The organism is Bacillus sp. FSL R9-9530, from assembly GCF_038008145.1.
Classification (GTDB): Bacteria; Bacillota; Bacilli; order Bacillales; family Bacillaceae_G; genus Bacillus_A; species Bacillus_A mycoides.
In genome coordinates this window covers 4,641,054-4,663,035 of the sequence record NZ_JBBOYO010000001.1, presented here as the reverse complement: position 1 = coordinate 4,663,035, position 21,982 = coordinate 4,641,054, and the positions used below count along the sequence as shown (strand labels likewise).

At 37.0% G+C, this 21,982-nt stretch carries 23 protein-coding genes and 1 other annotated feature; of the genes, 9 read left to right on the top strand and 14 right to left on the bottom strand.

Features of this window, described 5'->3' with window-relative positions; genetic code table 11:
* Nucleotides 1-49 precede the first annotated feature (49 nt).
* Nucleotides 50-478 carry a GNAT family N-acetyltransferase gene (locus MKX66_RS23570; protein ID WP_098636411.1) on the top strand — a complete coding sequence of 143 codons (429 nt, stop codon included), beginning with the start codon at nucleotides 50-52 and terminating at the stop codon, nucleotides 476-478.
* A 27-nt stretch (nucleotides 479-505) separates the two neighbouring features.
* Here MKX66_RS23570 and leuS read toward each other — a convergent pair whose 3' ends face one another.
* From leuS to MKX66_RS23520, 10 genes are all read right to left on the bottom strand, one after another.
* Complete coding sequence (leuS, locus tag MKX66_RS23565) at nucleotides 506-2,914, bottom strand: leucine--tRNA ligase (RefSeq protein WP_002129511.1); 2,409 nt, start codon at nucleotides 2,912-2,914, stop codon at nucleotides 506-508.
* Between the two features lie 65 nt (nucleotides 2,915-2,979).
* Nucleotides 2,980-3,198: a binding site (T-box leader), on the bottom strand.
* Between the two features lie 198 nt (nucleotides 3,199-3,396).
* Nucleotides 3,397-4,590, bottom strand: coding sequence for an MDR family MFS transporter (locus MKX66_RS23560; RefSeq protein WP_002089089.1), 1,194 nt, complete (start codon nucleotides 4,588-4,590; stop codon nucleotides 3,397-3,399).
* 190 nt (nucleotides 4,591-4,780) lie between these two features.
* Nucleotides 4,781-6,004 carry a cation:proton antiporter gene (locus tag MKX66_RS23555; protein WP_002034427.1) on the bottom strand — a complete coding sequence of 408 codons (1,224 nt, stop codon included), beginning with the start codon at nucleotides 6,002-6,004 and terminating at the stop codon, nucleotides 4,781-4,783.
* A 3-nt stretch (nucleotides 6,005-6,007) separates the two neighbouring features.
* Entirely contained in the window at nucleotides 6,008-6,505 is a 498-nt protein-coding gene (locus MKX66_RS23550; RefSeq protein ID WP_001026048.1) for a cation:proton antiporter regulatory subunit, read from the bottom strand.
* A gap of 34 nt (nucleotides 6,506-6,539) precedes the next feature.
* Nucleotides 6,540-7,106, bottom strand: coding sequence for a tyrosine-type recombinase/integrase (locus tag MKX66_RS23545; protein WP_341087227.1), 567 nt, complete (start codon nucleotides 7,104-7,106; stop codon nucleotides 6,540-6,542).
* A 345-nt stretch (nucleotides 7,107-7,451) separates the two neighbouring features.
* Complete coding sequence (locus MKX66_RS23540; protein WP_326997193.1) at nucleotides 7,452-9,311, bottom strand: ABC transporter permease; 1,860 nt, start codon at nucleotides 9,309-9,311, stop codon at nucleotides 7,452-7,454.
* Between the two features lie 17 nt (nucleotides 9,312-9,328).
* On the bottom strand, nucleotides 9,329-10,090 hold the full coding sequence (locus MKX66_RS23535; protein ID WP_002015692.1) for an ABC transporter ATP-binding protein: 762 nt from the start codon (nucleotides 10,088-10,090) through the stop codon (nucleotides 9,329-9,331).
* Between the two features lie 239 nt (nucleotides 10,091-10,329).
* Complete coding sequence (locus MKX66_RS23530) at nucleotides 10,330-11,352, bottom strand: DUF418 domain-containing protein (RefSeq protein ID WP_113770942.1); 1,023 nt, start codon at nucleotides 11,350-11,352, stop codon at nucleotides 10,330-10,332.
* A 136-nt stretch (nucleotides 11,353-11,488) separates the two neighbouring features.
* The gene (locus MKX66_RS23525) at nucleotides 11,489-11,638 is read right to left on the bottom strand and encodes a hypothetical protein (protein ID WP_001129344.1); all 150 of its coding nucleotides are present in this window, start codon (nucleotides 11,636-11,638) and stop codon (nucleotides 11,489-11,491) included.
* A gap of 15 nt (nucleotides 11,639-11,653) precedes the next feature.
* Entirely contained in the window at nucleotides 11,654-11,917 is a 264-nt protein-coding gene (locus MKX66_RS23520; RefSeq protein WP_002089099.1) for a YtzC family protein, read from the bottom strand.
* Nucleotides 11,918-12,176: 259 nt separating this feature from the next.
* Here MKX66_RS23520 and MKX66_RS23515 point away from each other — a divergent pair, with 259 nt between their 5' ends.
* The 4 genes from MKX66_RS23515 to MKX66_RS23500 all read left to right on the top strand — a co-directional run bounded on the left by MKX66_RS23515 (nucleotide 12,177) and on the right by MKX66_RS23500 (nucleotide 15,946).
* A complete protein-coding gene (locus tag MKX66_RS23515; protein WP_002034421.1) occupies nucleotides 12,177-13,136 on the top strand; it encodes a TIGR01212 family radical SAM protein in 960 nt (319 codons plus the stop codon).
* Nucleotides 13,133-13,705, top strand: coding sequence for a class I SAM-dependent methyltransferase (locus tag MKX66_RS23510; protein WP_215590266.1), 573 nt, complete (start codon nucleotides 13,133-13,135; stop codon nucleotides 13,703-13,705). The genes MKX66_RS23515 and MKX66_RS23510 overlap by 4 nt, the downstream gene beginning before the upstream one ends.
* A 109-nt stretch (nucleotides 13,706-13,814) precedes the next feature.
* The gene (locus tag MKX66_RS23505) at nucleotides 13,815-14,489 is read left to right on the top strand and encodes an aspartate/glutamate racemase family protein (RefSeq protein ID WP_341087222.1); all 675 of its coding nucleotides are present in this window, start codon (nucleotides 13,815-13,817) and stop codon (nucleotides 14,487-14,489) included.
* Between the two features lie 155 nt (nucleotides 14,490-14,644).
* Nucleotides 14,645-15,946 carry a PepSY-associated TM helix domain-containing protein gene (locus tag MKX66_RS23500; protein WP_341087221.1) on the top strand — a complete coding sequence of 434 codons (1,302 nt, stop codon included), beginning with the start codon at nucleotides 14,645-14,647 and terminating at the stop codon, nucleotides 15,944-15,946.
* Between the two features lie 34 nt (nucleotides 15,947-15,980).
* Here MKX66_RS23500 and MKX66_RS23495 read toward each other — a convergent pair whose 3' ends face one another.
* Both MKX66_RS23495 and MKX66_RS23490 read right to left on the bottom strand, forming a co-directional pair.
* Nucleotides 15,981-17,045, bottom strand: a complete 1,065-nt coding sequence (locus tag MKX66_RS23495) for a tetraprenyl-beta-curcumene synthase family protein (protein WP_016102926.1) — start codon at nucleotides 17,043-17,045, stop codon at nucleotides 15,981-15,983.
* Between the two features lie 37 nt (nucleotides 17,046-17,082).
* Nucleotides 17,083-17,886, bottom strand: a complete 804-nt coding sequence (locus MKX66_RS23490) for an alpha/beta hydrolase (RefSeq protein WP_341087220.1) — start codon at nucleotides 17,884-17,886, stop codon at nucleotides 17,083-17,085.
* Between the two features lie 74 nt (nucleotides 17,887-17,960).
* Between MKX66_RS23490 and MKX66_RS23485 the strand changes: the two genes are divergently transcribed.
* The 3 genes from MKX66_RS23485 to MKX66_RS23475 all read left to right on the top strand — a co-directional run bounded on the left by MKX66_RS23485 (nucleotide 17,961) and on the right by MKX66_RS23475 (nucleotide 20,304).
* The gene (locus MKX66_RS23485; RefSeq protein ID WP_002015678.1) at nucleotides 17,961-18,473 is read left to right on the top strand and encodes a gamma carbonic anhydrase; all 513 of its coding nucleotides are present in this window, start codon (nucleotides 17,961-17,963) and stop codon (nucleotides 18,471-18,473) included.
* Nucleotides 18,474-18,618: 145 nt separating this feature from the next.
* Nucleotides 18,619-19,149, top strand: a complete 531-nt coding sequence (locus MKX66_RS23480; RefSeq protein ID WP_002167520.1) for a phosphatase PAP2 family protein — start codon at nucleotides 18,619-18,621, stop codon at nucleotides 19,147-19,149.
* Between the two features lie 12 nt (nucleotides 19,150-19,161).
* Entirely contained in the window at nucleotides 19,162-20,304 is a 1,143-nt protein-coding gene (locus MKX66_RS23475) for a glycosyltransferase family 4 protein (RefSeq protein WP_341087219.1), read from the top strand.
* Between the two features lie 151 nt (nucleotides 20,305-20,455).
* On the opposite strand, the gene MKX66_RS23470 is transcribed toward MKX66_RS23475, so the two are convergent.
* Together MKX66_RS23470 and MKX66_RS23465 are read right to left on the bottom strand one after the other, a co-directional pair.
* Nucleotides 20,456-21,055, bottom strand: coding sequence for a molybdenum cofactor guanylyltransferase (locus MKX66_RS23470; RefSeq protein ID WP_113734054.1), 600 nt, complete (start codon nucleotides 21,053-21,055; stop codon nucleotides 20,456-20,458).
* Nucleotides 21,052-21,561, bottom strand: coding sequence for a MogA/MoaB family molybdenum cofactor biosynthesis protein (locus tag MKX66_RS23465; protein WP_002034407.1), 510 nt, complete (start codon nucleotides 21,559-21,561; stop codon nucleotides 21,052-21,054). Before MKX66_RS23465 ends, MKX66_RS23470 begins: the two co-directional genes overlap by 4 nt.
* A 238-nt stretch (nucleotides 21,562-21,799) precedes the next feature.
* On the opposite strand from MKX66_RS23465, the gene MKX66_RS23460 reads away from it, so the two are divergent.
* Nucleotides 21,800-21,979, top strand: coding sequence for a hypothetical protein (locus tag MKX66_RS23460; protein ID WP_341087218.1), 180 nt, complete (start codon nucleotides 21,800-21,802; stop codon nucleotides 21,977-21,979).
* Nucleotides 21,980-21,982 lie beyond the last annotated feature (3 nt).

Here is a 21,982-nt window from a genome sequence, read left to right as displayed (position 1 = left end):
TCATGATAAACTAAATTAACTGATTATTTTTTCAAAGGGGGCATTTCCATTGGAGAACATAGCAAAAGCTTCCATCGACGATTTAGATTCAATCTTACATATAGATGTTGATCTAATCGGAGACGATAGTAGACGAGATTATATTAAACACGCTATTGATGAAGGAACCTGCATCATTGCAAAAGAGGACAATTCCATTTCTGGTTTTCTAACATACGATACAAATTTCTTTGGTTATACTTTCCTCTCATTAATCATTGTTTCGCCAACGAAAAGAAGACAAGGTCATGCAAGCTCATTAATCTCATATATGTTAAGACATTCTCCTACTCAAAAAATATTTTCTTCAACGAACAAATCGAATACAAATATGCAAAAAGTTTTTAAAGCAAATGGATTTATGCGTAGTGGAATGATCGAAAACTTAGATGAAGGTGATCCTGAGCTTATTTTTCACGCAAAAAAGCTCAGAGCATGAACGCTCTGAGCTTTTATTAATAATTAATTAGTTTGCAACAACGTTAACAAGTTTTCCAGGAACAACAATTACTTTACGAACTGTTTTTCCTTCAATTTGTTCTTTGATTGCCTCAAGTGCAAGTTGTTCCATTTCTTCTTTTGATGCGTCTTTACTCATTGTTAGTTTTGTGCGAACTTTGCCCATAATTTGAACAACGATTTCAACTTCATCTTCTACAAGTTTAGACTCATCAAATGTTGGCCAGCTTGCATATGTGATTGTTTCACTGTATCCAAGTTTGCTCCATAGTTCTTCCCCGATGTGAGGTGCAACTGGTGCAATCATTTTTACGAAACCTTCTACATATTCTTTCGGAAGTGTTTCAGCTTTGTATGCATCGTTGATGAATACCATCATTTGAGAAATCGCTGTGTTGAAGCGAAGCTCTGCATAGTCTTCTGTTACTTTCTTCACTGTTTGGTGGTAAGCTTTTTCAAGATCTTTGTTTGGTGCATCAGTAATTTTCTCACTCAATTCACCGTTCTCTTGAATGAATAGGCGCCATACGCGGTCTAGGAAGCGACGAGCTCCGTCAAGACCATTTTCAGACCAAGCGATTGAAGCATCTAATGGTCCCATGAACATTTCGTATAGACGAAGTGTATCTGCACCGTGGCTTGCTACGATATCATCAGGATTTACAACGTTACCTTTTGATTTACTCATTTTCTCGTTGTTTTCACCTAAGATCATACCTTGGTTGAATAATTGTTGGAACGGTTCTTTCGTTGGAACTACACCGATATCATATAATACTTTATGCCAGAAACGAGCATATAGTAAGTGAAGTACAGCGTGCTCTGCTCCACCGATATAAATATCAACTGGAAGCCATTGTTTTACTTTTTCAGGGTCTACAAGTGCTTCGCTGTTGTTTGGATCGATGTAGCGTAGGTAGTACCAGCAGCTACCAGCCCATTGTGGCATTGTATTTGTTTCACGACGACCTTTTTTACCAGTTTCAGGATCAACAACATTTACCCACTCTTCAATGTTTGCAAGTGGTGATTCACCTGTACCTGAAGGACGAATATTCTCTGTTTTCGGAAGAACTAATGGTAATTCTTCTTCTTTCACAGCTGTCATTGTACCATCTTCCCAATGGATTACTGGAATTGGCTCACCCCAGTAACGTTGGCGACTAAATAACCAGTCACGTAGACGGTACGTTACTTTTTGATTTCCTGCGCTTGTTACTTCAAGCCACTCAATCATTTTTACAATTGCTTCTTCTTTATTTAAACCATCAAGGAATGCTGAGTTTACGTGCGCACCATCACCTGTATATGCCTCTTTCGAAATGTCTCCGCCTTTTACAACTTCCTTCATTGGAAGATTGAACGTTGATGCGAATTCATAGTCACGCTCATCGTGAGCTGGAACTGCCATTACAGCACCTGTTCCGTAAGTTGCAAGAACATAATCAGCGATCCAGATTGGTAATTTCTCACCGTTTACTGGGTTAACTGCGTAAGCACCAGTGAATACACCAGTTTTTTCTTTCGCAAGTTCTGTACGCTCTAAATCGCTCTTCATTTTAACAGAGTTAATGTAAGCTTCTACAGCTTCTTTTTGTTCTGGTGTTGTAATGTTAGCAACAAGTGCGTGCTCTGGAGCCAGTACACAGTAGCTTGCTCCAAATAGTGTATCAGGACGCGTTGTGAAAACTGTGAACTTCTCATCTGTACCGTCGATGTTGAAGTGTACTTCTGCACCTTCAGAACGGCCGATCCAGTTACGTTGCATGTCTTTTAAGCTTTCTGGCCAATTAAGCTCATCTAGATCTTCTAATAGACGATCTCCGTAAGCTGTAATTTTTAACATCCACTGTCTCATCGGACGACGCTCAACTGGATGTCCACCGCGCTCACTCTTACCGTCAATGATTTCTTCGTTTGCAAGTACTGTACCAAGTGCTGGGCACCAGTTTACAGGTACTTCATCAACGTAAGCTAAACCTTTTTCAAATAGTTTTAGGAAGATCCATTGTGTCCACTTGTAGTAGGTTGGATCTGTTGTATTTACTTCACGATCCCAATCGTAAGAGAAGCCTAATGCTTTAATTTGATTACGGAACGTATTAATATTAAGCTCTGTAAATTCAGCCGGGCTGTTCCCAGTATCAAGTGCATATTGCTCTGCTGGAAGACCGAATGCATCCCATCCCATTGGATGAAGAACGTTATATCCTTGCATACGCTTCATACGAGATAAAATATCTGTCGCTGTATAACCTTCTGGATGACCTACGTGTAAGCCTGCACCTGATGGATATGGGAACATATCTAGTGCATAAAATTTTGGTTTTTCTGTTTCATCTGGCGTACGGAATGTTTTATTCTCTTCCCAATGCCCTTGCCACTTCTTCTCAATTTCTTGATGATTAAAGCTCATGAGATACCCTCCTTGAAATTCTATTTATTTTCACCGCCCAAAATACAAAAAACCTCTCATCCCTAGAAAGGGACGAGAGGTTATAGATTCCCGCGGTACCACCCTAAATTAATGTAATAAATACATTCGCTTAGATCCGTAACGTGGATTAACGGCAATTGCTACTAATGATTTCACAACTGCAACTCAAAGGCGAGTTCATAACGAAACGTGGATTGACTTGCACCGACCGTCAACTCTCTAAACCAGCTTCTATTACTACTACTCCTTCTCACTGTTATTACAAATATGAGTTAATGTGAACTACCCACCACTTAGTATCTCTTAAGAGCCTACTTGAAGCGAGGGCTTCTCGGTTAATCGTTACTCTTGCTAACTAACGAATTTGTCTTAGGACAGCCGAGCTAACTCCCTTGTTCCAAAGGATATTTTATTACTATTTATTTAAATATATTCTAAAACATGTTGCATGTTCCGTCAAACTAAACTGCAATTTTTTCTTCAACTGTTTCTTCTACTTTTACTCGTCTATCATAAATACTCGTTGCTATAAGCGCTACTACAAGCATTACCATGATCGCAATAAACAATACTTCCATATTGTATAAGTCAACAATCGCTCCGCCAACGACCGGTCCGAACATTTTCCCTACAGTCGCTGCGCTATTTACAACACCTTGATAAAACCCTAGCTTATCTTTCGGTGCAAGTATATTTGCGATGGTCGGAACTGCCGGCCATACGAATAATTCACCAATTGTTAATGTCACCATCGCAACGAGAAACATCGTAAATTGCTGCGCTTGGCTTAAAACAATAAACGACGCCGCAAAAATGACGATTCCAATCATAATTTGTTGTTTTAAAGAACGCTTCATCCAGCGAATTAACATACTAACAAGTGGCTGCGCACAAACAATCATCGCTCCGTTTATCGTCCATAATAAACTATAATGGCGGAGGCTAATATCTAATTCTCGCATATGAGTCGCAATTGCCCCTTGCCACTGTACGTATGTAACCCAGCATAAAGCATATGCTACACATACGATTAGAAGCGCTTTGAAGCCAGGTGTAAGTGACCAACCTTTTTTCGTTTCGGCTTCTTTTTGTACCTCTTGCTCTTTTTTTGCTTCCATACCACGAAATCCAATAAACGCAATTAAGAAGAAAATAAAATATAAAATAAAGTTCGCTAAGAAAATATAATCAAAACGATAAGACGCAACTAATCCACCGCACGCTGTTCCAATCGCAATCCCAACGTTTTGTCCAACATACATTGCATTGAACGCTCGTCTCCCGCCTTCTGGCCAAACCGTACCGACCATCGCATACATCGATGGAAACACCATTCCAGAACCGAATCCGATTAATGCTAGCCACACAACATATAATGGCCAACCATGGAAAAATACAAGACCTAAAATCGATACAAGTGTAATGACAATCCCTACTAAAATTGATTTATAACCGCCCCATTTATCAAATAAAACACCGCCGAGCAAGTTTCCGATTACACCAGTAAGCGAGTTGATCATTAATACCATTCCGGCTACTGATAAAGATTTCCCTAAACTATCATGTAAGTAAATTGTATTAAAAGGCCATAAAAAAGAAGCACCCGTGACATTAATAATCATCCCAGCTACTAATAGCCATACTTTCCTTGGCATAGTCTCCCCTCCTATTCTCTTTTTTTCGTTCATATATATAACAGTAAAATTGTAGTCGTTTTTAAATAGGAAGGCAACTGATTAATAGTTGATGAAATTCAGATAATAGCACAAAGACGATTAGAATGTATTCTAATCGTCTTTGTAAAATATTAATCTATAAATAATGGAATCGTTCCCTCGCGAAAGGTTATCCAACTTCCTTTTTACGTTTTGCACTTTCTTTCGCACTCCATTTAAATATTTTGTCTAGTAGAGAGTATATTCTCCCAGACTCCTTCGTTAATAATGGCCCTAACGACGCCAATATTAAAACATATAAAGCTGAGAATGGTTTAATCGTTGCCATTAAGCCACCCGCTATTCCGAGATTCGCGACAATAATGGAGAATTCCCCACGTGATATAAGTGTTAAACCGATATTCGTAGAAGCCTTATGCGATAACCCGGCTTTACGACCTGCAATCATTCCAGCTGTAAAATTACCGATGAGAGTAATGAAAACTGCTCCTAATGCCAACCATACTGCTCCTCCAAGTGAAAACGGATCTATACTTAAACCGAAGCTGAAGAAAAATATAGCTCCAAAGAAATCACGAAACGGGACGACGAGATGCTCGATCCGGTCACTATGCTCTGTTTCTGAAAAGACGAGTCCTAACAATAAAGCCCCAATCGCTTCCGCAACATGAATTGTTTCTGAAAATCCTGCTACAAAGAATAAAATAGCGAATATTACGATAATAAAAATTTCGTTTGACGAAATATCTAATACTTTATTTAGGAACGGCGTAGCTTTTCTAGCGATTACAAAGAATAGGAGCATATACCCTACTGCGATTAACACCGATGTAAGAGCACCTACAAATGATGTTGCACCTCCGAGTACTAATCCTGAAACGACTGATAAATATACAGCTAAAAAGATATCATCAAACATAATGATCCCTAAAATGAGTTCTGTCTCTTTATTACCAGATCTTCTTAAATCAACAATTACTTTTGCAACAATTGCACTCGATGAGATTGTAATGATTCCAGCAATAATTAATGTTTCTAGTAAGGGGAAGCCCATTATATATCCATAAAGTAAACCTAATATGAAATTAAGCGATATATGAACACTACCCCCAAAAGCAATCGACTTTCCTGATTTAATTAATTTTTTTATTGAGAATTCTAAACCTAAATAGAATAAGAGGAATATGACGCCAACACGGCCGAGGAAGGAAATAACTTCTCCGCTTTCAATAAACCTTAAATCGATAAGTCCTAAATCTGGGGCATGAGGCCCCACTAACATACCGAGTATAATGAGAAACGGAATAATCGAGAACTTTAACTTCGCAGCGAGGATAGCTGCAAAAGCTACTAATACTAACGCAGTTCCAACTTCAAAGATTAAAGTATCCATCGATTAGGAATCACCTCCTGCTGAAAGCAATTCATTAATAATTCTTTTCACTTCATGTCTTTCACCCGACAATACGAGCATATCGCCAGCTTCAATAATAGAGTCTGGACCTGGATTAAAGAATTTCTTCATATTCTTTTTCAAAATAGCAATAATCGTTACGTTATACGTTTTTCTGACATGTAAGCTACCAATTGTTTGTTGTACTACTGGTGCATTATTCTCCACCTTAAACCATTCAATTGATAATCCTTCAAAAGCCATCTCAATTGTGTCTAGCGCTTGCGGCCTATATACCATTCCGCCTAATATAGCCGCAATTTGTCTCGCTTCAGAATCACGAAGAGAAATGCTTGAAATACTCTCATCGTGATCCGCATCAAAATGATACATTTCTCTTCGGCCATCATCATGAATAACGATAACCATTTTTTCATTACCTTTTGTGATTACTTCAAACTTACAACCAATGCCCGGTAGTTCACTCTCTCTAATATTCATATTTTCCGCCTCCTAAAGTTTTTAGTTACGGCTTTTACAAATCTACATCAATCTCTGTTTTAAACTTCTCATCTTTTGAGATTCCTAAATACTTGAGCGTCTCTGATGGAGTTGCGTGATGAAAATGCTTTTGCAATAGCGCAATCGCTATTCCTCTTTTGTACGCATGAAATCCAAATGTTTTTCGCATTGAATTCGTTCCAATCTTTCCAACAATCCCAACCGCTTCAGCTGCGCTATGGATAACACGATATGCTTGTTGGCGTGAGATTGAATTTGTCGTTTTATTAGATTGAAATACGTAGTTTTCTCTTTGAATATCAAAAGATTGTACGTACGCTAAAAGCACCTCTTTTACTTTTGTATTTAAATAAATATCTTGTTTAAATTTTTCATCTTTCACAGGAAGAGAATAGAACTCTTTAACAGTTCCATCTTCATTCAATACCTCTTCAAATTTCATACTAAGTAGCTCAGTAATCTTTAATCCAGTGTTAATTCCAATAACAAATAAAAGATAATCTCGCTGCGAGTGCTCTTTTAAGTACTTTTTCATAGCCTCAATTTGGTTTATATCTTTTAATGCCTCTACAACTTCCATACATGTATCTCCTCATCTTATGAACGGTAATTTTCTCATTATCCTGTCCATTTTACCTTATCATGCTATGAGATTTCCATGTATTATCCATTATTTTCACAATATACTCTTACGACAATTTTTCATTTGGAAATTTATGATTGTACAAATACGGTGTGGGTAGAAAAAATAGGGGGAGTACAAGTTCAGCTTCTTTCTACAGATCGGATTCCTCCTTTCATTTTTCGGTTGCTGATACTTTCATATTATGTTACTTATTTACATTATATTATATATTTCAGTAACATTAAAGTGTTTTTTCTGAAAATATAAAAAGCCGAGCACTTTCACTCGGCTTTTTACCTATTAATCTTCTTTTGGAAGAACAATTCCTTTATACAATTGAACTGTAATGAAGTAATAAATCGCATAAATAACTACGAAAATTACGATTGGTACCCAAATACGGAAGTAAGGATCCATTAAAATAAATCCGAAAATATTCATACCAACTAATACGTGAGCGATCCCCACAATTGCTGGGAATAAGAATACTAAGAATAATTCTTTATAAATCGATTTCGTTAATAACTCACGACGCACACCGATTTTGCGAAGCATTTGATAACGCGTAATATCTTTTGATGCACCAGAAAGAATTTTAAACATTAAACAACTTGCCATCATTGCTAAGAACGCAATTCCAAGGAAGAATCCCATAAATACTGTTCCACTCGCAATGCCGTAGAATCCATTGTAAGATTGATATTTACTATCTAATCTTTCAGCTTTTACATTTTTATATTTAACTAGCTGCAACTCGTCAAGTTTTTTCCATTCTTTTGTGTATGCTACAAAATCGTCTGTTTTTCCAGTAACTACGATTCCTTCTTTACCATTTACAGTATCGTACATTTTCTGATCTACAATTTTAATTGCATGATCTTCATATAGATAAAATGGCTGAATTGTTCTGAAAGCCTCGTTCCATTCTTCTGGAAGTTCTTTAGCACTCGCATCTTTTTCATTCATTTCTCTAGAAACTGCACCTACTGGCAGTTCCTCTGAAACTTTCTTTATTTTTCCTAAATCCTTCATACTTTCCATCTGTTTTGTATCTTGTACGAAAGGAGGATTTTTCTCTAAATCTTCTTTTACATAATAAACGTATTTATTATCAACTTTGTAACGATATTCATTTTTCTCTTTAAATGTAATACCATCTAAAATTTTCTTTTCTTCAGCTGTTGGGTTATGAATAACTGAATCATATATTACTAAACCATCAACCATTTTTATAACGTTATTTTTAAACGCCATACCACCTGAAATTGCACCCGCTCCAAGAGCAACTAACATCGCTACCGTTGCAAGTACTTTCGTTAAGCTATTAATACGGAAATTTAATTGTGCAAACGTAAAAGCATTAAGTCCTTTTTCACTACGTTTTTTATTGCTCTTTAACCTTTTAATAATAACTGGGAGAAGTGATCCAAATAGCATGTAAGTACCAGTTGTTGTTGTAATTAATGCAATAAGGATTCCCATTTCTCTTAGTTTTTCCATGTAAATCATTGATGCATAGCCAATTCCTAATAAAATAACAGCAAGGATTGCAACGACACCTGTCATTTTACCTTTTACTGCAACACGCTCTGTTTGTGCATCTGCATGTACAAGTTGCAGTACTGAAATACGTGATAACTTAATACTGTTCATAATTGCTGATAATACAAATAATGCAAAGAAGAAAATACAAGTAACAGTCATAGATGGTAGATAAAATGCCTTATAGCCTTCACCAGCAAATTCTAATTGTTTCATTAATAACTGTCCGATACCTTCTGCAAGTCCTACACCAACTGTAAGTCCAATCGCAAGAGACGCAGCACCTAATACAATCGTTTCAATAAACATAAGTAATGTAACTTTATGCTTTTTTGCACCTAACATCATGTACATACCAAACTCTTTTTGACGAAGAGATAATAAGAAAGAGTTTGCATATAAAATGTAGAAGAACGTTATAATTGCTAATAAAAATGAACCTGCTTGGAATACGAAACCAATAGACTTAATAACAGAATTGGATTCGATAAACGCTTTATTCAGCGCTAACGTTTGGAACATATAAAAAATTGAAATCGACATGACAAGACCAACAAGTAAGACGATATAATCTTTCAGCTTACTCTTTAGCCCTGACATGGAAAGTTTAAATAACATGCCCTAGACCTCCCTTCTTACGCTTTTTGTGTGCCTAAGTCCGCAAGCACATCTAAAATTTCTTTATAAAATTCTTCACGCGTACCACCGCGGTGAATTTCTTTATATAGCTCACCATCTTGAATGAATAAAATACGCTGACAGTAACTTGCACTATATGGATCATGCGTAACCATCATAATAGATACGCCTTGTTCTTCATTTAAGTTTGTCATCGCATCAAGTAAACTTGCTGCATTTTTCGAATCAAGAGCTCCTGTTGGCTCGTCTCCTAAAATAATTGCCGGCTCATGCACTAGTGCACGCGCTGCTGCTGAACGTTGTTTCTGTCCACCGGATACTTCAGTTGGATACTTTTGAAGAATTTCTGTAATCCCTAACATATTCGCTACTTTCTCTACTTTCGGTCCAATATTACGTGATGAAACACCTTGAAGTGAAAGTGGAAGTGCAATGTTCTCATAAATAGATAAGTTCTCTAATAAGTTGAAGTCTTGGAAAATGAATCCTAACTTTTGCGAACGGAAATCAGAAAGCTCACCTTGCTTCATTTTCGTAATGTCCGTACCCGCAATTTCAACAACGCCACCCGTTGCTTTATCAAGCGTTGAAATTACATTTAATAATGTCGTTTTACCAGAACCAGATGGTCCCATAATACCAACAAATTCACCCTCTTGAATTGAGAATGAAACACCTTTTAACGCATGTGATTGGTTCTCACCTTTTTTACCGTACACTTTTTGAACATTTTTCACGTCTACAACTGGTTTCGTCATATATATCCTCCTACGCTTGTTTTTCCATTACCTATTTTGCGCCTTTTGGAGGTGAACTGCTATTTATTAACATTACAATTACCTTACACTTTTGTAAGAAAAAAAACTGAGCATGTAAGCTTAGTTTTTTCATTAGTAAATGCAATTTTATCAGCGATTTTTCAAATATATCGACTTACCGACAAAAGATGACAATAAAAATAGACTGTTTCGCATGTGGAACAGCCTATTTCCTACTCTTATTTCTTTAAAGGCGTTACCGTCCAATACGTAATAACACGCCAAATCCATTCTAATGGACCCATTTTAAAGATTTTCATCCAAATCACACTGAAAATAATTTGAATTGCATAAATTGCGATACACACATATAGCGTCTGCATGTACGTTAAGTTTCCTGCAAAATTAAATACACTGCCTGCAATTAAAATCATTGCAGTTTGTCCAATATAATTTGTTAAAGCCATACGACCATAATATTTCAGTGGCGCTAACAAAGTTTGAACTGGTTTTAATTGAAGTAGCAAAATTAATGCTCCGACATAGAAAGCTGAAATAATTGGTCCAACTGTAACACCAATTTTTAAAAACTGACCTGCAGCATCCATTGTTCCATCCTCAGTCATAAGTATCATATTTACAAATGGATTAGCAGGAACGTGCCCATATTGATACCATAAAGCTATCACACTTAAAACAAACATAACTCCTGTAAAAATAGCGACTTGCTTTATTTTCGCTGAAAGATTTTCAAATACTTTGTACTGTCCTGCAGCAAGACCTAATAAAATTAAACCTAATGGTAATAATTCCTTAGCTGCCATAATACTAAAAACTATCGTAAGAATAAGACCAATTACTAAATTTATTTGCTTCTTCACTTTATAAAATGGTAAAGTGACTAATCCACAAATTGCGTATAACGCTAGTGCTTCCCCAGGCTGAAACATTTGATGAATCAAACCAAAAATAAATAGTGCAACTAAGCGGCGTAGAAATAGAACATATCCATTCTTCCCTTTCGCAATTGCTCTTGTAATGAAGATATAGAATCCTACTCCAAATAAGAATGAAAAGATTGAGAAGAAACGACCTTCTACAAATAAGTATAGAAACCTTTGATAACTTGCATCCACTGTACTAGGATCTGGAACTTTAATATTCAGTAGTGCAAGAATATTTACTAAAATAATCCCCAGTAATGCGAAGCCACGAATGTAATCTAACTCTTCAATTCGTTTGTTTGTAATATTGTTCCCCATAATACAACTCCTTGTCCAAAATTAAATCCTCCCTCACTCTACTGGAAAAGTAAGCTTACAACTATCGACAAACCTTACAGAGATCTTACATTATTGTCATATAGCAAAATAAAACCAGGTCATATTGCGACCTGGTTTACTCTGATTGCTTTGATTTTTGAGGTTGTCCCTTTTTACTATTACGCTGTTTCACTTGAACAACTGGATCAAGTTCATTTGAAAACTCAGCGTTATGTCCATTTTGCGTTTTTTGCTCTGGATTATTTTGATCTGAACGTTTCGCCATTACATTCACTCCTTATTAGTGCGGTGTAATAATCATTTGATGTTGCAATTGGCGAATTGCCATACGTGCTCTATTTAATTGCTCACGTTGCTCATCATTCGCATGTTGTTGCATCGTTTGTAAATCATTATATGCTTGTTCTAATTGCAACTGAGCATCCGAATACTCCATCGTATTGTAATGCTCCTGTCTCATGCCTTGGTCTAATTGTTCTTTCGCATATTCCACCGCTTGTTCTGCCTGTGTAATATACTCTTCAAGTGATTGACGCTCTGCCATAATTGTCCCTCCTTGCTTCAATTCCCCTTTAGTGTGTCCCTTCCATATGAACCTTATGAGTATGTTATAATGGATTTTGTTTCATCCCGCATTAACGGGCAGTAAGACCTCTACCTCAAAATTTGGATGAAACAAAAAAAGGTAGGTGGGAGCTCAACTGCCCGTAAACGCCCGATTCGTTCAACTAATAATCAGTGGGGGAACATCCCCCACTGATTAAAGTTTCACTTTATTTTGACTCGTCTTAGGAGGGAAAATAATGAAGGTTCAAAACCCTTTTCCATATACAAATGACAATAAACGTTATCATACATGGAATTACCACTTACGAAATGAATTTGGTGAAAAAATCTTTAAGGTTTCATTAGATGCTGGCTTCGATTGCCCGAACCGTGACGGTACAGTCGCTTACGGCGGCTGCACGTTTTGTAGTGCTGCTGGATCTGGTGACTTCGCTGGCGATCGCCGCGATGATGTTATAACGCAATATCATGAAATGAAAGAAAAAATGCGCTCAAAGTGGAAAGACGGAAAATGTATCGCTTATTTTCAGGCTTACACAAATACACATGCACCACTTGAAGTGTTAAAAGAAAAATTCGAACCGCTTCTAGCAGAAAAAGACGTTGTCGGTCTTTCTATCGCAACTCGTCCAGATTGTTTACCAGACGATGTCGTTGAATATTTAGCGGACTTAAATAAACGTACGTACCTTTGGGTTGAACTCGGACTACAAACTGTTCATGAACGCACTGCAAATCTTATTAACCGTGCTCACGATTATCCATCTTATGTGGAAGGCGTAAATAAATTACGCAAACATGGCATTAGAGTTTGCTCTCATATTATTAACGGTCTTCCCCTTGAAGATTACGACATGATGATGGAAACAACTCGTGAAGTAGCAAAACTTGACGTACAAGGAATTAAAATTCATTTACTTCATTTATTAAAAGGTACGCCAATGGTGAAGCAATATGAAAAAGGTCAATTAGAATTCCTTTCTCTTGAAGATTACGTAAGTCTCGTTGTTGACCAACTTGAAATTATTCCTGAAGACGTAATTGTGCACCGCATCACAGGTGACGGTCCACCTGATTTAATGATCGGTCCAATGTGGAGCTTAAATAAATGGGAAGTATTAAATTCCATCGATGCAGAATTTGTACGCCGCGGAAGCTGGCAAGGAAAATATGCAAATGAGGAGAAACAAAAATGAAATTAGAACGTGTATTACCGTTTGCTCGCTCGCTGCTGCAAACGGCAGTAAAAGAAGGCGATTACGCTGTAGATGCAACGCTCGGCAATGGACATGATACTTGCTTCCTAGCTGAAATCGTTGGAGATAGTGGAAAAGTATTTGGATTTGATATTCAAAAAGAGGCAATTGAAAGCTCTACTATCCACCTAAAAGAAAAGGAACTTTTCGAACGTACTGTTTTAGTTCACGACAGTCACGACACACTCTTATCCGTACTACCAGAAGATGCAAAAGAAAAAGTAACAGGCGCTATCTTCAACTTAGGTTACCTTCCTGGTGGTGACAAGCATATCGTTACAAAACCGAACTCAACACTCTCGGCAATTGAACAATTACTAGAAGTAATGGCACCTGAAGGAATCATCGTCCTTGTCATTTACCACGGACACCCAGAAGGACAAGTAGAACGCGACGCTGTTCTCAAATTTGCAGAAGAACTCGACCAAAAACAAGCTCACGTTTTGCGATACGGCTTCATTAACCAGCAAAATAACCCGCCATTTATTGTGGCGATTGAGAAACGATAAAATATCAATGATTCGACAAAACATAACAAAAAAAGACGTGCACTCACTGCACGTCTTTTTCTTATTCTCCTATATAATGGATGCATACACTATTAAAGGGGACTAAACAATGATTGGAATACTAGCAGGAATGGGTCCAAAATCAACCGGACCATTCGTCGATACAGTTGTAGCAGGGTGCCAAACAATATATGGAGCAAAGCATGATATAGACTTTCCTCATATGATGATTTATTCGTGCCCAACACCGTTTTATATGGATCGCCCTATTGATCATGCGGCGATGAAAAAAGCGATTATTGAAGGAGCGCAAAGACTTGAAAGTACTGGTGTAGATTTCATCGCAATGCCATGTAATACAGCGCATCTTTATTTCGAGGAATTACAGCGTTCTATTACCATTCCTATTTTGAATATAGTCGTTGAGACGTTAAAAGCAATTCCTGAAAATACAAAAAGAGTCGCTCTTCTTGCAACAGAACCGACTGTTCAAGCAAGTATTTACCAAGACGGGATTACAAAACGTAATATAGAGTACATTCATAATGAACAATGGCAAGAAATGATTAATCAAATTATTACTTGTATTAAAGGCGGAGAAATTGAGGAAGCTCGCAAATTATGGAGTCTGCTCGTTTTACAGTTAAAAGACGAAGTAGATACCGCTATTATCGCATGTACCGATTTGAATGTGGTGGTGAGTGAGGACTTTGTTGATTCCGCTCAATGTCTTGCGAAAGCAGTTGTTAGGATCTATGCATCAAATATAAAAAGGTCTTCATAAACATAGAACACATCCCTTTTGAAATGTGCTTTGTATTTGATAAAAATCCCCAAAACTTTTAACTTTTTTCACAATTCTTTCAAAGTAATCACACTTAATCTCGCTATATTAAATAAGTAGTTTATTCATATAGGGAAGGTTAGGGGAACTGTCGTATGAAACAAAATCGTTCGCTTCATTATATTTTTTGGCGTTGGCATTTTTATGCCGGGCTTTTTATTACGCCGCTTCTTATTACTTTGTCACTGAGCGGAATTGGGTATTTATTTCGGGAAGAAGTTGAAGATTTCATCTATAAAGATTTATATTTCGGGAAGAGCGCCCAAACAGAATCTATTTCGATGTCTGATTCGCTTTTCTTAACAGAGAAAAAATATCCGCATTATAGCGTGACGAAAATTAGTGAGTTTAATGGGGATTATAATACGAGACTTACCATTGCTAATGAATATACAGGAAAGCAAAAATTTGTGTATTTAGATAGCAATAATCAAATTGTTGGGGATCAAAATGCAGCTGAAACGTTTACCAATATAATGCGTGAATTACATAGTTCCCTTTTAGTCGGTGGCACTGTCGTCAATTATATTGTAGAACTTGCAGCGTGCTGGACAATCTTTTTAATTGTAACCGGGTTGTATATGAGTATACGCCAATTCAAAAACACACCAGCATCCAATAAGCGAGAAAAGGCAAAACGACGTCATTCTATTATCGGTATTATATTTACAATTCCTCTCGCTCTTTTAGTTACATCAGGTTTACCTTGGTCAGGATTTATGGGTAACCAAATTTATAAAATCGCAGCGTCGAATGAATCAATCGGATATCCGAAATTGTATATGGCACCACCTGAATCAAAGGTAAAAGAATTACCGTGGGCAACAAGAAAAGAAGCTCCTCCGGAATCTAAATCAAGTGAGCCAAAAATAATTTCAATTGATGAGTTACAAAAAGGGATTGAAATAAAGAGGCCATACGTTATCTCACTACCGACTGATCCGAAAGGTGTATTCACTGTTTCGAAATCAAGTGGTTCTGGTATTACGGGTATGGATGTGGCACCAAATGAAGAAATAACAGCTTACTTTGATCAATATAGCGGAGAACTCATTTCGAAAACGGACTATCGTGATTATGGATTATTTGCACAATGGTTCACTTACGGTATCCCGCTTCACGAAGGACATTTATTCGGATGGCCAAATAAAATATTATGCTTACTAACGACGTTATCTTTATTACTTCTTATTTATTACGGAGTAAAAATGTGGTTAGCGAGAAAACCGAAAGGAAAATTAGCAGCACCTCCTAAGCAAAGAGATAAGAAAAGCACATTCGTTTTCTTTATCATGATGGTTATACTAGGCGCTGTCATGCCTTTATTCGGACTATCTGTTTTAGTTATTTTCGCGATTGAACTTCTCATATACATATTTTCACAAATACGATCATAATAAAAAAACCACTCAACATGAGTGGTTTTTTTCATCACTGCGCCATTTTCTTTCGGTACATCTTCCCGTTCCAGTAGAAGAATCGTGAAGTGAGCCCTCCGTATTTTACAATGCGCCGTGCCATTTTATGCATATTCTTTTGCGCTGATACTTTTTGATCTGATAAATAAATACCAAGTAATCCTCGGCTTATGAGACGATGAAACTTCGCATGAGGCAAATCACCAATGCTCTTCTCTGCTTCTTCTACAAAATGTTTCATACGATCTAATATCGCTTGCTCGTTTTCATAATAACTACAGAAATTCAAATCCCCGCCTATACGGTCTTCTTCTTGATCGATGAAATAATCAAGTAAAATGTGAAGTCCTTGTACGTAAGGGAAGTATCCTTGTCTAATTTTCGCAATATCTTCATCATGTAATTCATCATGAAATGCATATGCGACAAGACAGAAGATTCCAAGTGTAGAACCGGCACATGCTGAAAATTCAAACCAACTCATCTCTGGTAAGTTTTCTTTATGTGCTTCAAACCATGTTTTTAAGCGTGGTTCTCTTTCTTCTAACTTCACGTGTTTATGAATTTGCAAATCACAATAATAACAAGCAAGTTCATGAAGAATTGGAGCAATTTTATCATAATGCTTCGTTTTCTTTAAAACATCCTGACATGTTTCAACAAGCTCATCTAAATAACCACCATCATCTTGATCATCACGATAACGATAATAGTTACCGCCCCCTTCAACTTCAGGGCTTAATGCCATTACCATCGACTCATGAAGAGCCGCAAAGTCTTTCGGGTCAAGTGATGTACTACGATCACATAAATTATCTAAATAGTCGCTAATCGTTTGATAAGCTACGATAAAACGAATACATTCCTCTCGGTGTTCATTTGCTAGTAGCGCTAAAATGCCACCGCCCTCGCAATGAAACGTTTTATTCTCAATACTTGCGATTGCCTGACTATGAAGCTCGTCATTCGGAATATGGTAGGCACGCTCTTTCCACATCGCTAGCTCATGGTGTACTACCGGAAACACATCACGGTATACTTTCGCCATGAGCGTTATGGGATTACTCGGTACGTTCACTTCTTCCTTCATCTCCTCTATTCAATGTACAAATAATTTACTTATTTGTTTCTATTATGTTATTGATGCGTATTTCAGTAAATGACTGAATATAATTCAAAATTTCATCACGCTCATACTCATTTAATAACTCATGATAACAATTCGGCCATTCTTTAAAAGCCTTATCACTTATTTTAACATTATCAAACCAAGTACGGACACGTGTTTTATCTACAAGTTTATCCTCACAAGCCTGCATTAGCAAGAGTGGAACGTCTGGAAAATCGCCTATTTTTTTATGCGCAATTTCGATAGACTTAATCAATTCACTATACCAACGTACTGATACTTTGCGCAAGAACAATGAATCATTCTCCATCGCATCTCTCACTTCATGATTACGAGTTGACATTTCCACTGTAAGATTCGTTGCAAATTGCAATTTTGGAGCAACAACATTTAATATTTTTGAGGCAGCTCGAAGCGGAGCAGAAGGTCCAGTTAATACACCTAAACATGGTGAACTTAAAATAATACCATCTATATCTTCTCTCTTCGTTTCTTGCATCATACGAATGACAATAAGACCACCCATACTATGACCAAATATAAAAATAGGTAATCGATACTTCCTTGCCTCTTTCACCCATAATTTAACTTCCTCTATGTATTCATCAAATGAATCAATATGTCCTCTATTTCTCGAAGTCGTTCCATGTGATGGAAGGTCTCCCATCACAACGTGGTAGCCGATATGATTCCACATTTCCGCTATAGCTTCGTAACGTCCGTGATATTCCATTGCGCCGTGCACGATAACGACTACAGCTTTCGCTTCCTCTGCTTCATAATTCCACATACGGACCTCCTCCATTTCACTCTTTCTCATAATTTGATACACTAAAACTAGTCTCTAGGAAAGGAAGGCTTTACATGATATATCCTTACAAAGAAAAAAATCCAAAAATTGCGAGTAGTGCTTTTATCGCTGACTATGTTACCATTACAGGCGATGTGACAATTGGCGAAGAATCTAGCATTTGGTTTAATACAGTCATCCGCGGTGATGTATCACCAACGATAATTGGAAATAGAGTAAATGTACAAGATCAATGTACACTTCACCAAAGCCCCCAGTATCCTCTTATTTTAGAAGATGACGTTACCGTTGGGCATCAAGTTATTTTACATAGCTGCAAAATTGAAAAAGATGCTTTAATCGGAATGGGATCTATCATATTAGATGGCGCTGAAATTGGTGAAGGAGCTTTCATCGGTGCTGGTAGTCTCGTTTCACAAGGAAAGAAAATCCCTCCTAATACGTTAGCTTTCGGTCGCCCTGCGAAGGTCATTCGCGAATTAACAGAAGAAGACCGTAAAGATATGGAACGTATCCGCACACAATACGTTGAAAAAGGACAATATTATAAATCGTTACAAAAGTGATTTTATCGCTGCCATAAGACTGGCAGCTTTTTTTATGAAAAAATCTAACTTTTTCTTTACAAAACATTATTATTCCCTCAATAAAATCTTATTAAAATAGAAGTTAATAACTCCATATATATGTAAATGAGGGAGGAAAAATCTCATGAAGGTCAGTGGACTATATAAAATAGAATGTTACATCTTCAAAGGAATTAATCGCTACTTTGATCAAAAAACATTAAACATCTTTTTCAGCAATATTACCCATATCGGTGGTGCAAGTTTTTCCATTGCACTTACCCTATTCTTTTTAATTTTCGCAACAGGGAATTTGCATCAAGCCGCAATTGCAACTGCTATTTCTTTAACAATTAGCCATATTCCTGTGCAAATATTAAAAAGATGGTATCCACGAAAACGTCCTTATTTAACAATTCAAGATGCGAAATATCCAGTACAGCCTTTAAAAGATCATTCTTTTCCATCCGGACATACAACGGCTGTTTTCTCTGTCCTCATTCCATTTATTTGCTATAATCCAAACTTGCTTGCTTTTCTATTACCGTTAGCATTATGCGTCGGTATTTCCCGTATTTATTTAGGGCTTCATTATCCGTCAGATGTATTTGTAGGCATGTGCCTTGGCACTTGCTCTGGCATCATCTCTTTTTATCAACTCATTCCACTCATGTAAAGGAGCGATATGATGAGAGTCGCCATATTTACCGATACATTTACACCACAAGTCAACGGTGTGGCGAAAACTTTGGAACGTTTAACTAAATATTTTCAAAAAGAAAATATCGCCTATTCTGTTTTCGCCCCCCAGCATACGGCGGAAGATAATTTCGTAGCGAATGTGAACAAAATGAGAAGTATCCCGTTAACAATATTATATCCAGAATGTCGCTTTGCCTTTCCTACTCCGCGCATTAAGCGGGAACTTCTTGCCTTTAAACCTGATATCATTCACATCGCTACGCCTTTCAATCTGGGACTTTGTGGGTTATATTATGCCAAAAAGTTGAATATCCCAGTTGTCGGTTCTTATCATACTGATTTTGACGCCTATTTACGCTATTACAAAATCGAATTTCTCTCCAATATGCTATGGAACTATTTAAGGTGGTTTCATAGTCATATGCAAAAAAACTTTGTTCCTTCTCCTGAAACATTACATCAATTAAAGAAAAAAGGATTTCAACAGCTCTATATTTGGGGACGTGGTGTAGATTGTACTCTCTTTCATCCAACTTACAATAAAGACCTATTCCGAAAAAAATATAATATTACAGTGAAATATATTCTTTCCTACGTCGGGCGCCTTGCTCCTGAAAAAGATATCGATACTCTTCAAACACTTATTCAAACGACAAACAAAGAACGTGACGATATTCATTGGCTCATCGCTGGAGATGGACCTCTTGCCAAGGGCCTGCATGAAAATGTTCCAAAAACAAATGTAACCTTTACTGGATATTTACAAGGTAAAGATTTAGCTGAAGTCTATGCTTCCTCCCATCTAATGGTATTTCCATCTACTACTGAAACATTTGGGAACGTCGTGCTGGAGTCACTCGCATGTGGTACACCTGTTATTGGTGCGAATAGTGGCGGGGTTAAAAATATTATTACAGATGGAAAAACGGGAATTCTTTGTCCACCAAAAGATATAGATTCCTTTCTATCCTCCATCAATTCTTTATTGCAAAATGAAGATCAACTTATGCAAATGGGCATAGCAGCTTCGTCTTATGCTAAATCAAAAAGCTGGGATGAGATCCTTCGTGGCTTACTTGACCAATATGCAGAAGTCCTTCAGAACACTGCATCAGAATTACTCGCTTAAACAGACTTGTAATAAAAACCCATAAAAATTAATATATGGTTATACAGTATTTTTTACTGTATGGTGATTTTAAAAAATCCCGTTAAAATCAACTTACTCACATACCTTTATACAGCAATTGTTCCCCAATTTCTGTATATCAAAAAACCTTTCATTCATTTGAAAGGTCTTTTTGAGCCTGCACATATTCTTCTTTCGTATTCACATTTATAAACCAATCTACATTCGCTTGTACATCTTCACCAGCAATATATTTCACATTACATTGTGATAAAAGCTGGCCCATACTTCTTTTTTCTTCTTGAAGCAAAGCATAAATCTTTTCTTTCACGCGGTTATTATACGCTGCAAGTAACGGTTGTTTTCTTCCATTAATAATAGGGACAACAGCATCATATTCATCGCTCGTTTGCTCTAATAAAATGGTAATCCATTCATTTGAAACGTTCGGTGCATCACAAGGCATGATAATATACCAATCTGAATCTATGTATTCCATTCCTGACACTATTCCAGCAAGTGGCCCATTTCCTTTATAGTGCGACATATCTTCTATAACTGGAACTTGTACTAATTGCTCTACTCTCTCTTTTATATCAGTATGACTAATAACAACAACATCTTGCAAAATACTTTCCATTACTTGCACAATATGCTCAACAAAAGTAGTTCCCTTCCAAATCGCCAATGCTTTCGGTTCTCCGAAACGACTAGACTGTCCGCCAGCTAATACAATTCCTGCAATTTTCATTGACGATGCAACTCAAATGTAATATGACCTAATTCCGGTAAAATTAACTTGTTCATCGCAAGACGAACCGCTCCGCTAGACCCTGGCATCGAAAAGACAACTTTACGCCCGATTGTACCACCGATTGCTCTACTTAACATCGCACTACTTCCGATATCTTCTAAGTAACTTATCATACGGAACAACTCACCAAATCCAACAATTTCTTTATCTAATAACACTGACACTGCCTCAATCGTTACATCACGTTTCGTAATACCAGTTCCGCCATTCGTTAACACGACATCAACGTCTTCCCTATGATAACCTGCTAACACTGCTTGCTGGATACTTTCTTTATCATCTTTCACAATTTCATAGGAGGTCACTTTATGTCCTGCTTCTTTTAATAATTCATGTAATAGTTGTCCGCTCTTATCCGTCTCTTCCGTACGTGTATCGGAAATCGTCACGATTTTGCAGCGCACTTCTTTTGGAGCTTGTTTTTTATGTTCAGTTACACTCATTTTTCATCTTTCCTTTCCTAAAGACTTTTCTTCATTTTATCATACATATCTTTACACAATTATGTATGAAGCCAATGATGCACCGTGATACAATATAAGTATATACGACCACAAAAAGGAAAATATACTTTCTTATACGCCTGGACTACACACCATTAGCTACTCTTTAAATCCCCTTATATTTTCTACATAGTAGATTTCATTTTAAATTACAAAATAATTTGGAGGTTCACTCACTATGGAACTATACAAAAAATTAACAACAACATTCATCCTCTTATTTGTTGTTTCCATCACTGTCGGTTTTTCTCTAAAAGGAGCAATTCCATACGCTACATTAGTGAGTATTATATTCGCAACGCTATTTTTACTGAGCAGTGCTTTTTGCGCAGGAAAAGCACGCCAACTGAAAGGGTGACCG

Excerpts from the sequence above, each read along its gene's own strand:
- leuS (WP_002129511.1), bottom strand. The coding sequence starts at position 2,914 with ATGAGCTTTAATCATCAAGAAATTGAGAAGAAGTGGCAAGGGCATTGG.
- MKX66_RS23560 (WP_002089089.1), bottom strand. The coding sequence starts at position 4,590 with ATGCCAAGGAAAGTATGGCTATTAGTAGCTGGGATGATTATTAATGTC.
- MKX66_RS23555 (WP_002034427.1), bottom strand. The coding sequence starts at position 6,004 with ATGGATACTTTAATCTTTGAAGTTGGAACTGCGTTAGTATTAGTAGCT.
- MKX66_RS23550 (WP_001026048.1), bottom strand. The coding sequence starts at position 6,505 with ATGAATATTAGAGAGAGTGAACTACCGGGCATTGGTTGTAAGTTTGAA.
- MKX66_RS23545 (WP_341087227.1), bottom strand. The coding sequence starts at position 7,106 with ATGGAAGTTGTAGAGGCATTAAAAGATATAAACCAAATTGAGGCTATG.
- MKX66_RS23540 (WP_326997193.1), bottom strand. The coding sequence starts at position 9,311 with ATGTTATTTAAACTTTCCATGTCAGGGCTAAAGAGTAAGCTGAAAGAT.
- MKX66_RS23535 (WP_002015692.1), bottom strand. The coding sequence starts at position 10,090 with ATGACGAAACCAGTTGTAGACGTGAAAAATGTTCAAAAAGTGTACGGT.
- MKX66_RS23530 (WP_113770942.1), bottom strand. The coding sequence starts at position 11,352 with ATGGGGAACAATATTACAAACAAACGAATTGAAGAGTTAGATTACATT.
- MKX66_RS23525 (WP_001129344.1), bottom strand. The coding sequence starts at position 11,638 with ATGGCGAAACGTTCAGATCAAAATAATCCAGAGCAAAAAACGCAAAAT.
- MKX66_RS23520 (WP_002089099.1), bottom strand. The coding sequence starts at position 11,917 with ATGGCAGAGCGTCAATCACTTGAAGAGTATATTACACAGGCAGAACAA.
- MKX66_RS23515 (WP_002034421.1), top strand. The coding sequence starts at position 12,177 with ATGAAGGTTCAAAACCCTTTTCCATATACAAATGACAATAAACGTTAT.
- MKX66_RS23510 (WP_215590266.1), top strand. The coding sequence starts at position 13,133 with ATGAAATTAGAACGTGTATTACCGTTTGCTCGCTCGCTGCTGCAAACG.
- MKX66_RS23505 (WP_341087222.1), top strand. The coding sequence starts at position 13,815 with ATGATTGGAATACTAGCAGGAATGGGTCCAAAATCAACCGGACCATTC.
- MKX66_RS23500 (WP_341087221.1), top strand. The coding sequence starts at position 14,645 with ATGAAACAAAATCGTTCGCTTCATTATATTTTTTGGCGTTGGCATTTT.
- MKX66_RS23490 (WP_341087220.1), bottom strand. The coding sequence starts at position 17,886 with ATGTGGAATTATGAAGCAGAGGAAGCGAAAGCTGTAGTCGTTATCGTG.
- MKX66_RS23485 (WP_002015678.1), top strand. The coding sequence starts at position 17,961 with ATGATATATCCTTACAAAGAAAAAAATCCAAAAATTGCGAGTAGTGCT.
- MKX66_RS23480 (WP_002167520.1), top strand. The coding sequence starts at position 18,619 with ATGAAGGTCAGTGGACTATATAAAATAGAATGTTACATCTTCAAAGGA.
- MKX66_RS23475 (WP_341087219.1), top strand. The coding sequence starts at position 19,162 with ATGAGAGTCGCCATATTTACCGATACATTTACACCACAAGTCAACGGT.
- MKX66_RS23470 (WP_113734054.1), bottom strand. The coding sequence starts at position 21,055 with ATGAAAATTGCAGGAATTGTATTAGCTGGCGGACAGTCTAGTCGTTTC.
- MKX66_RS23465 (WP_002034407.1), bottom strand. The coding sequence starts at position 21,561 with ATGAGTGTAACTGAACATAAAAAACAAGCTCCAAAAGAAGTGCGCTGC.
- MKX66_RS23460 (WP_341087218.1), top strand. The coding sequence starts at position 21,800 with ATGGAACTATACAAAAAATTAACAACAACATTCATCCTCTTATTTGTT.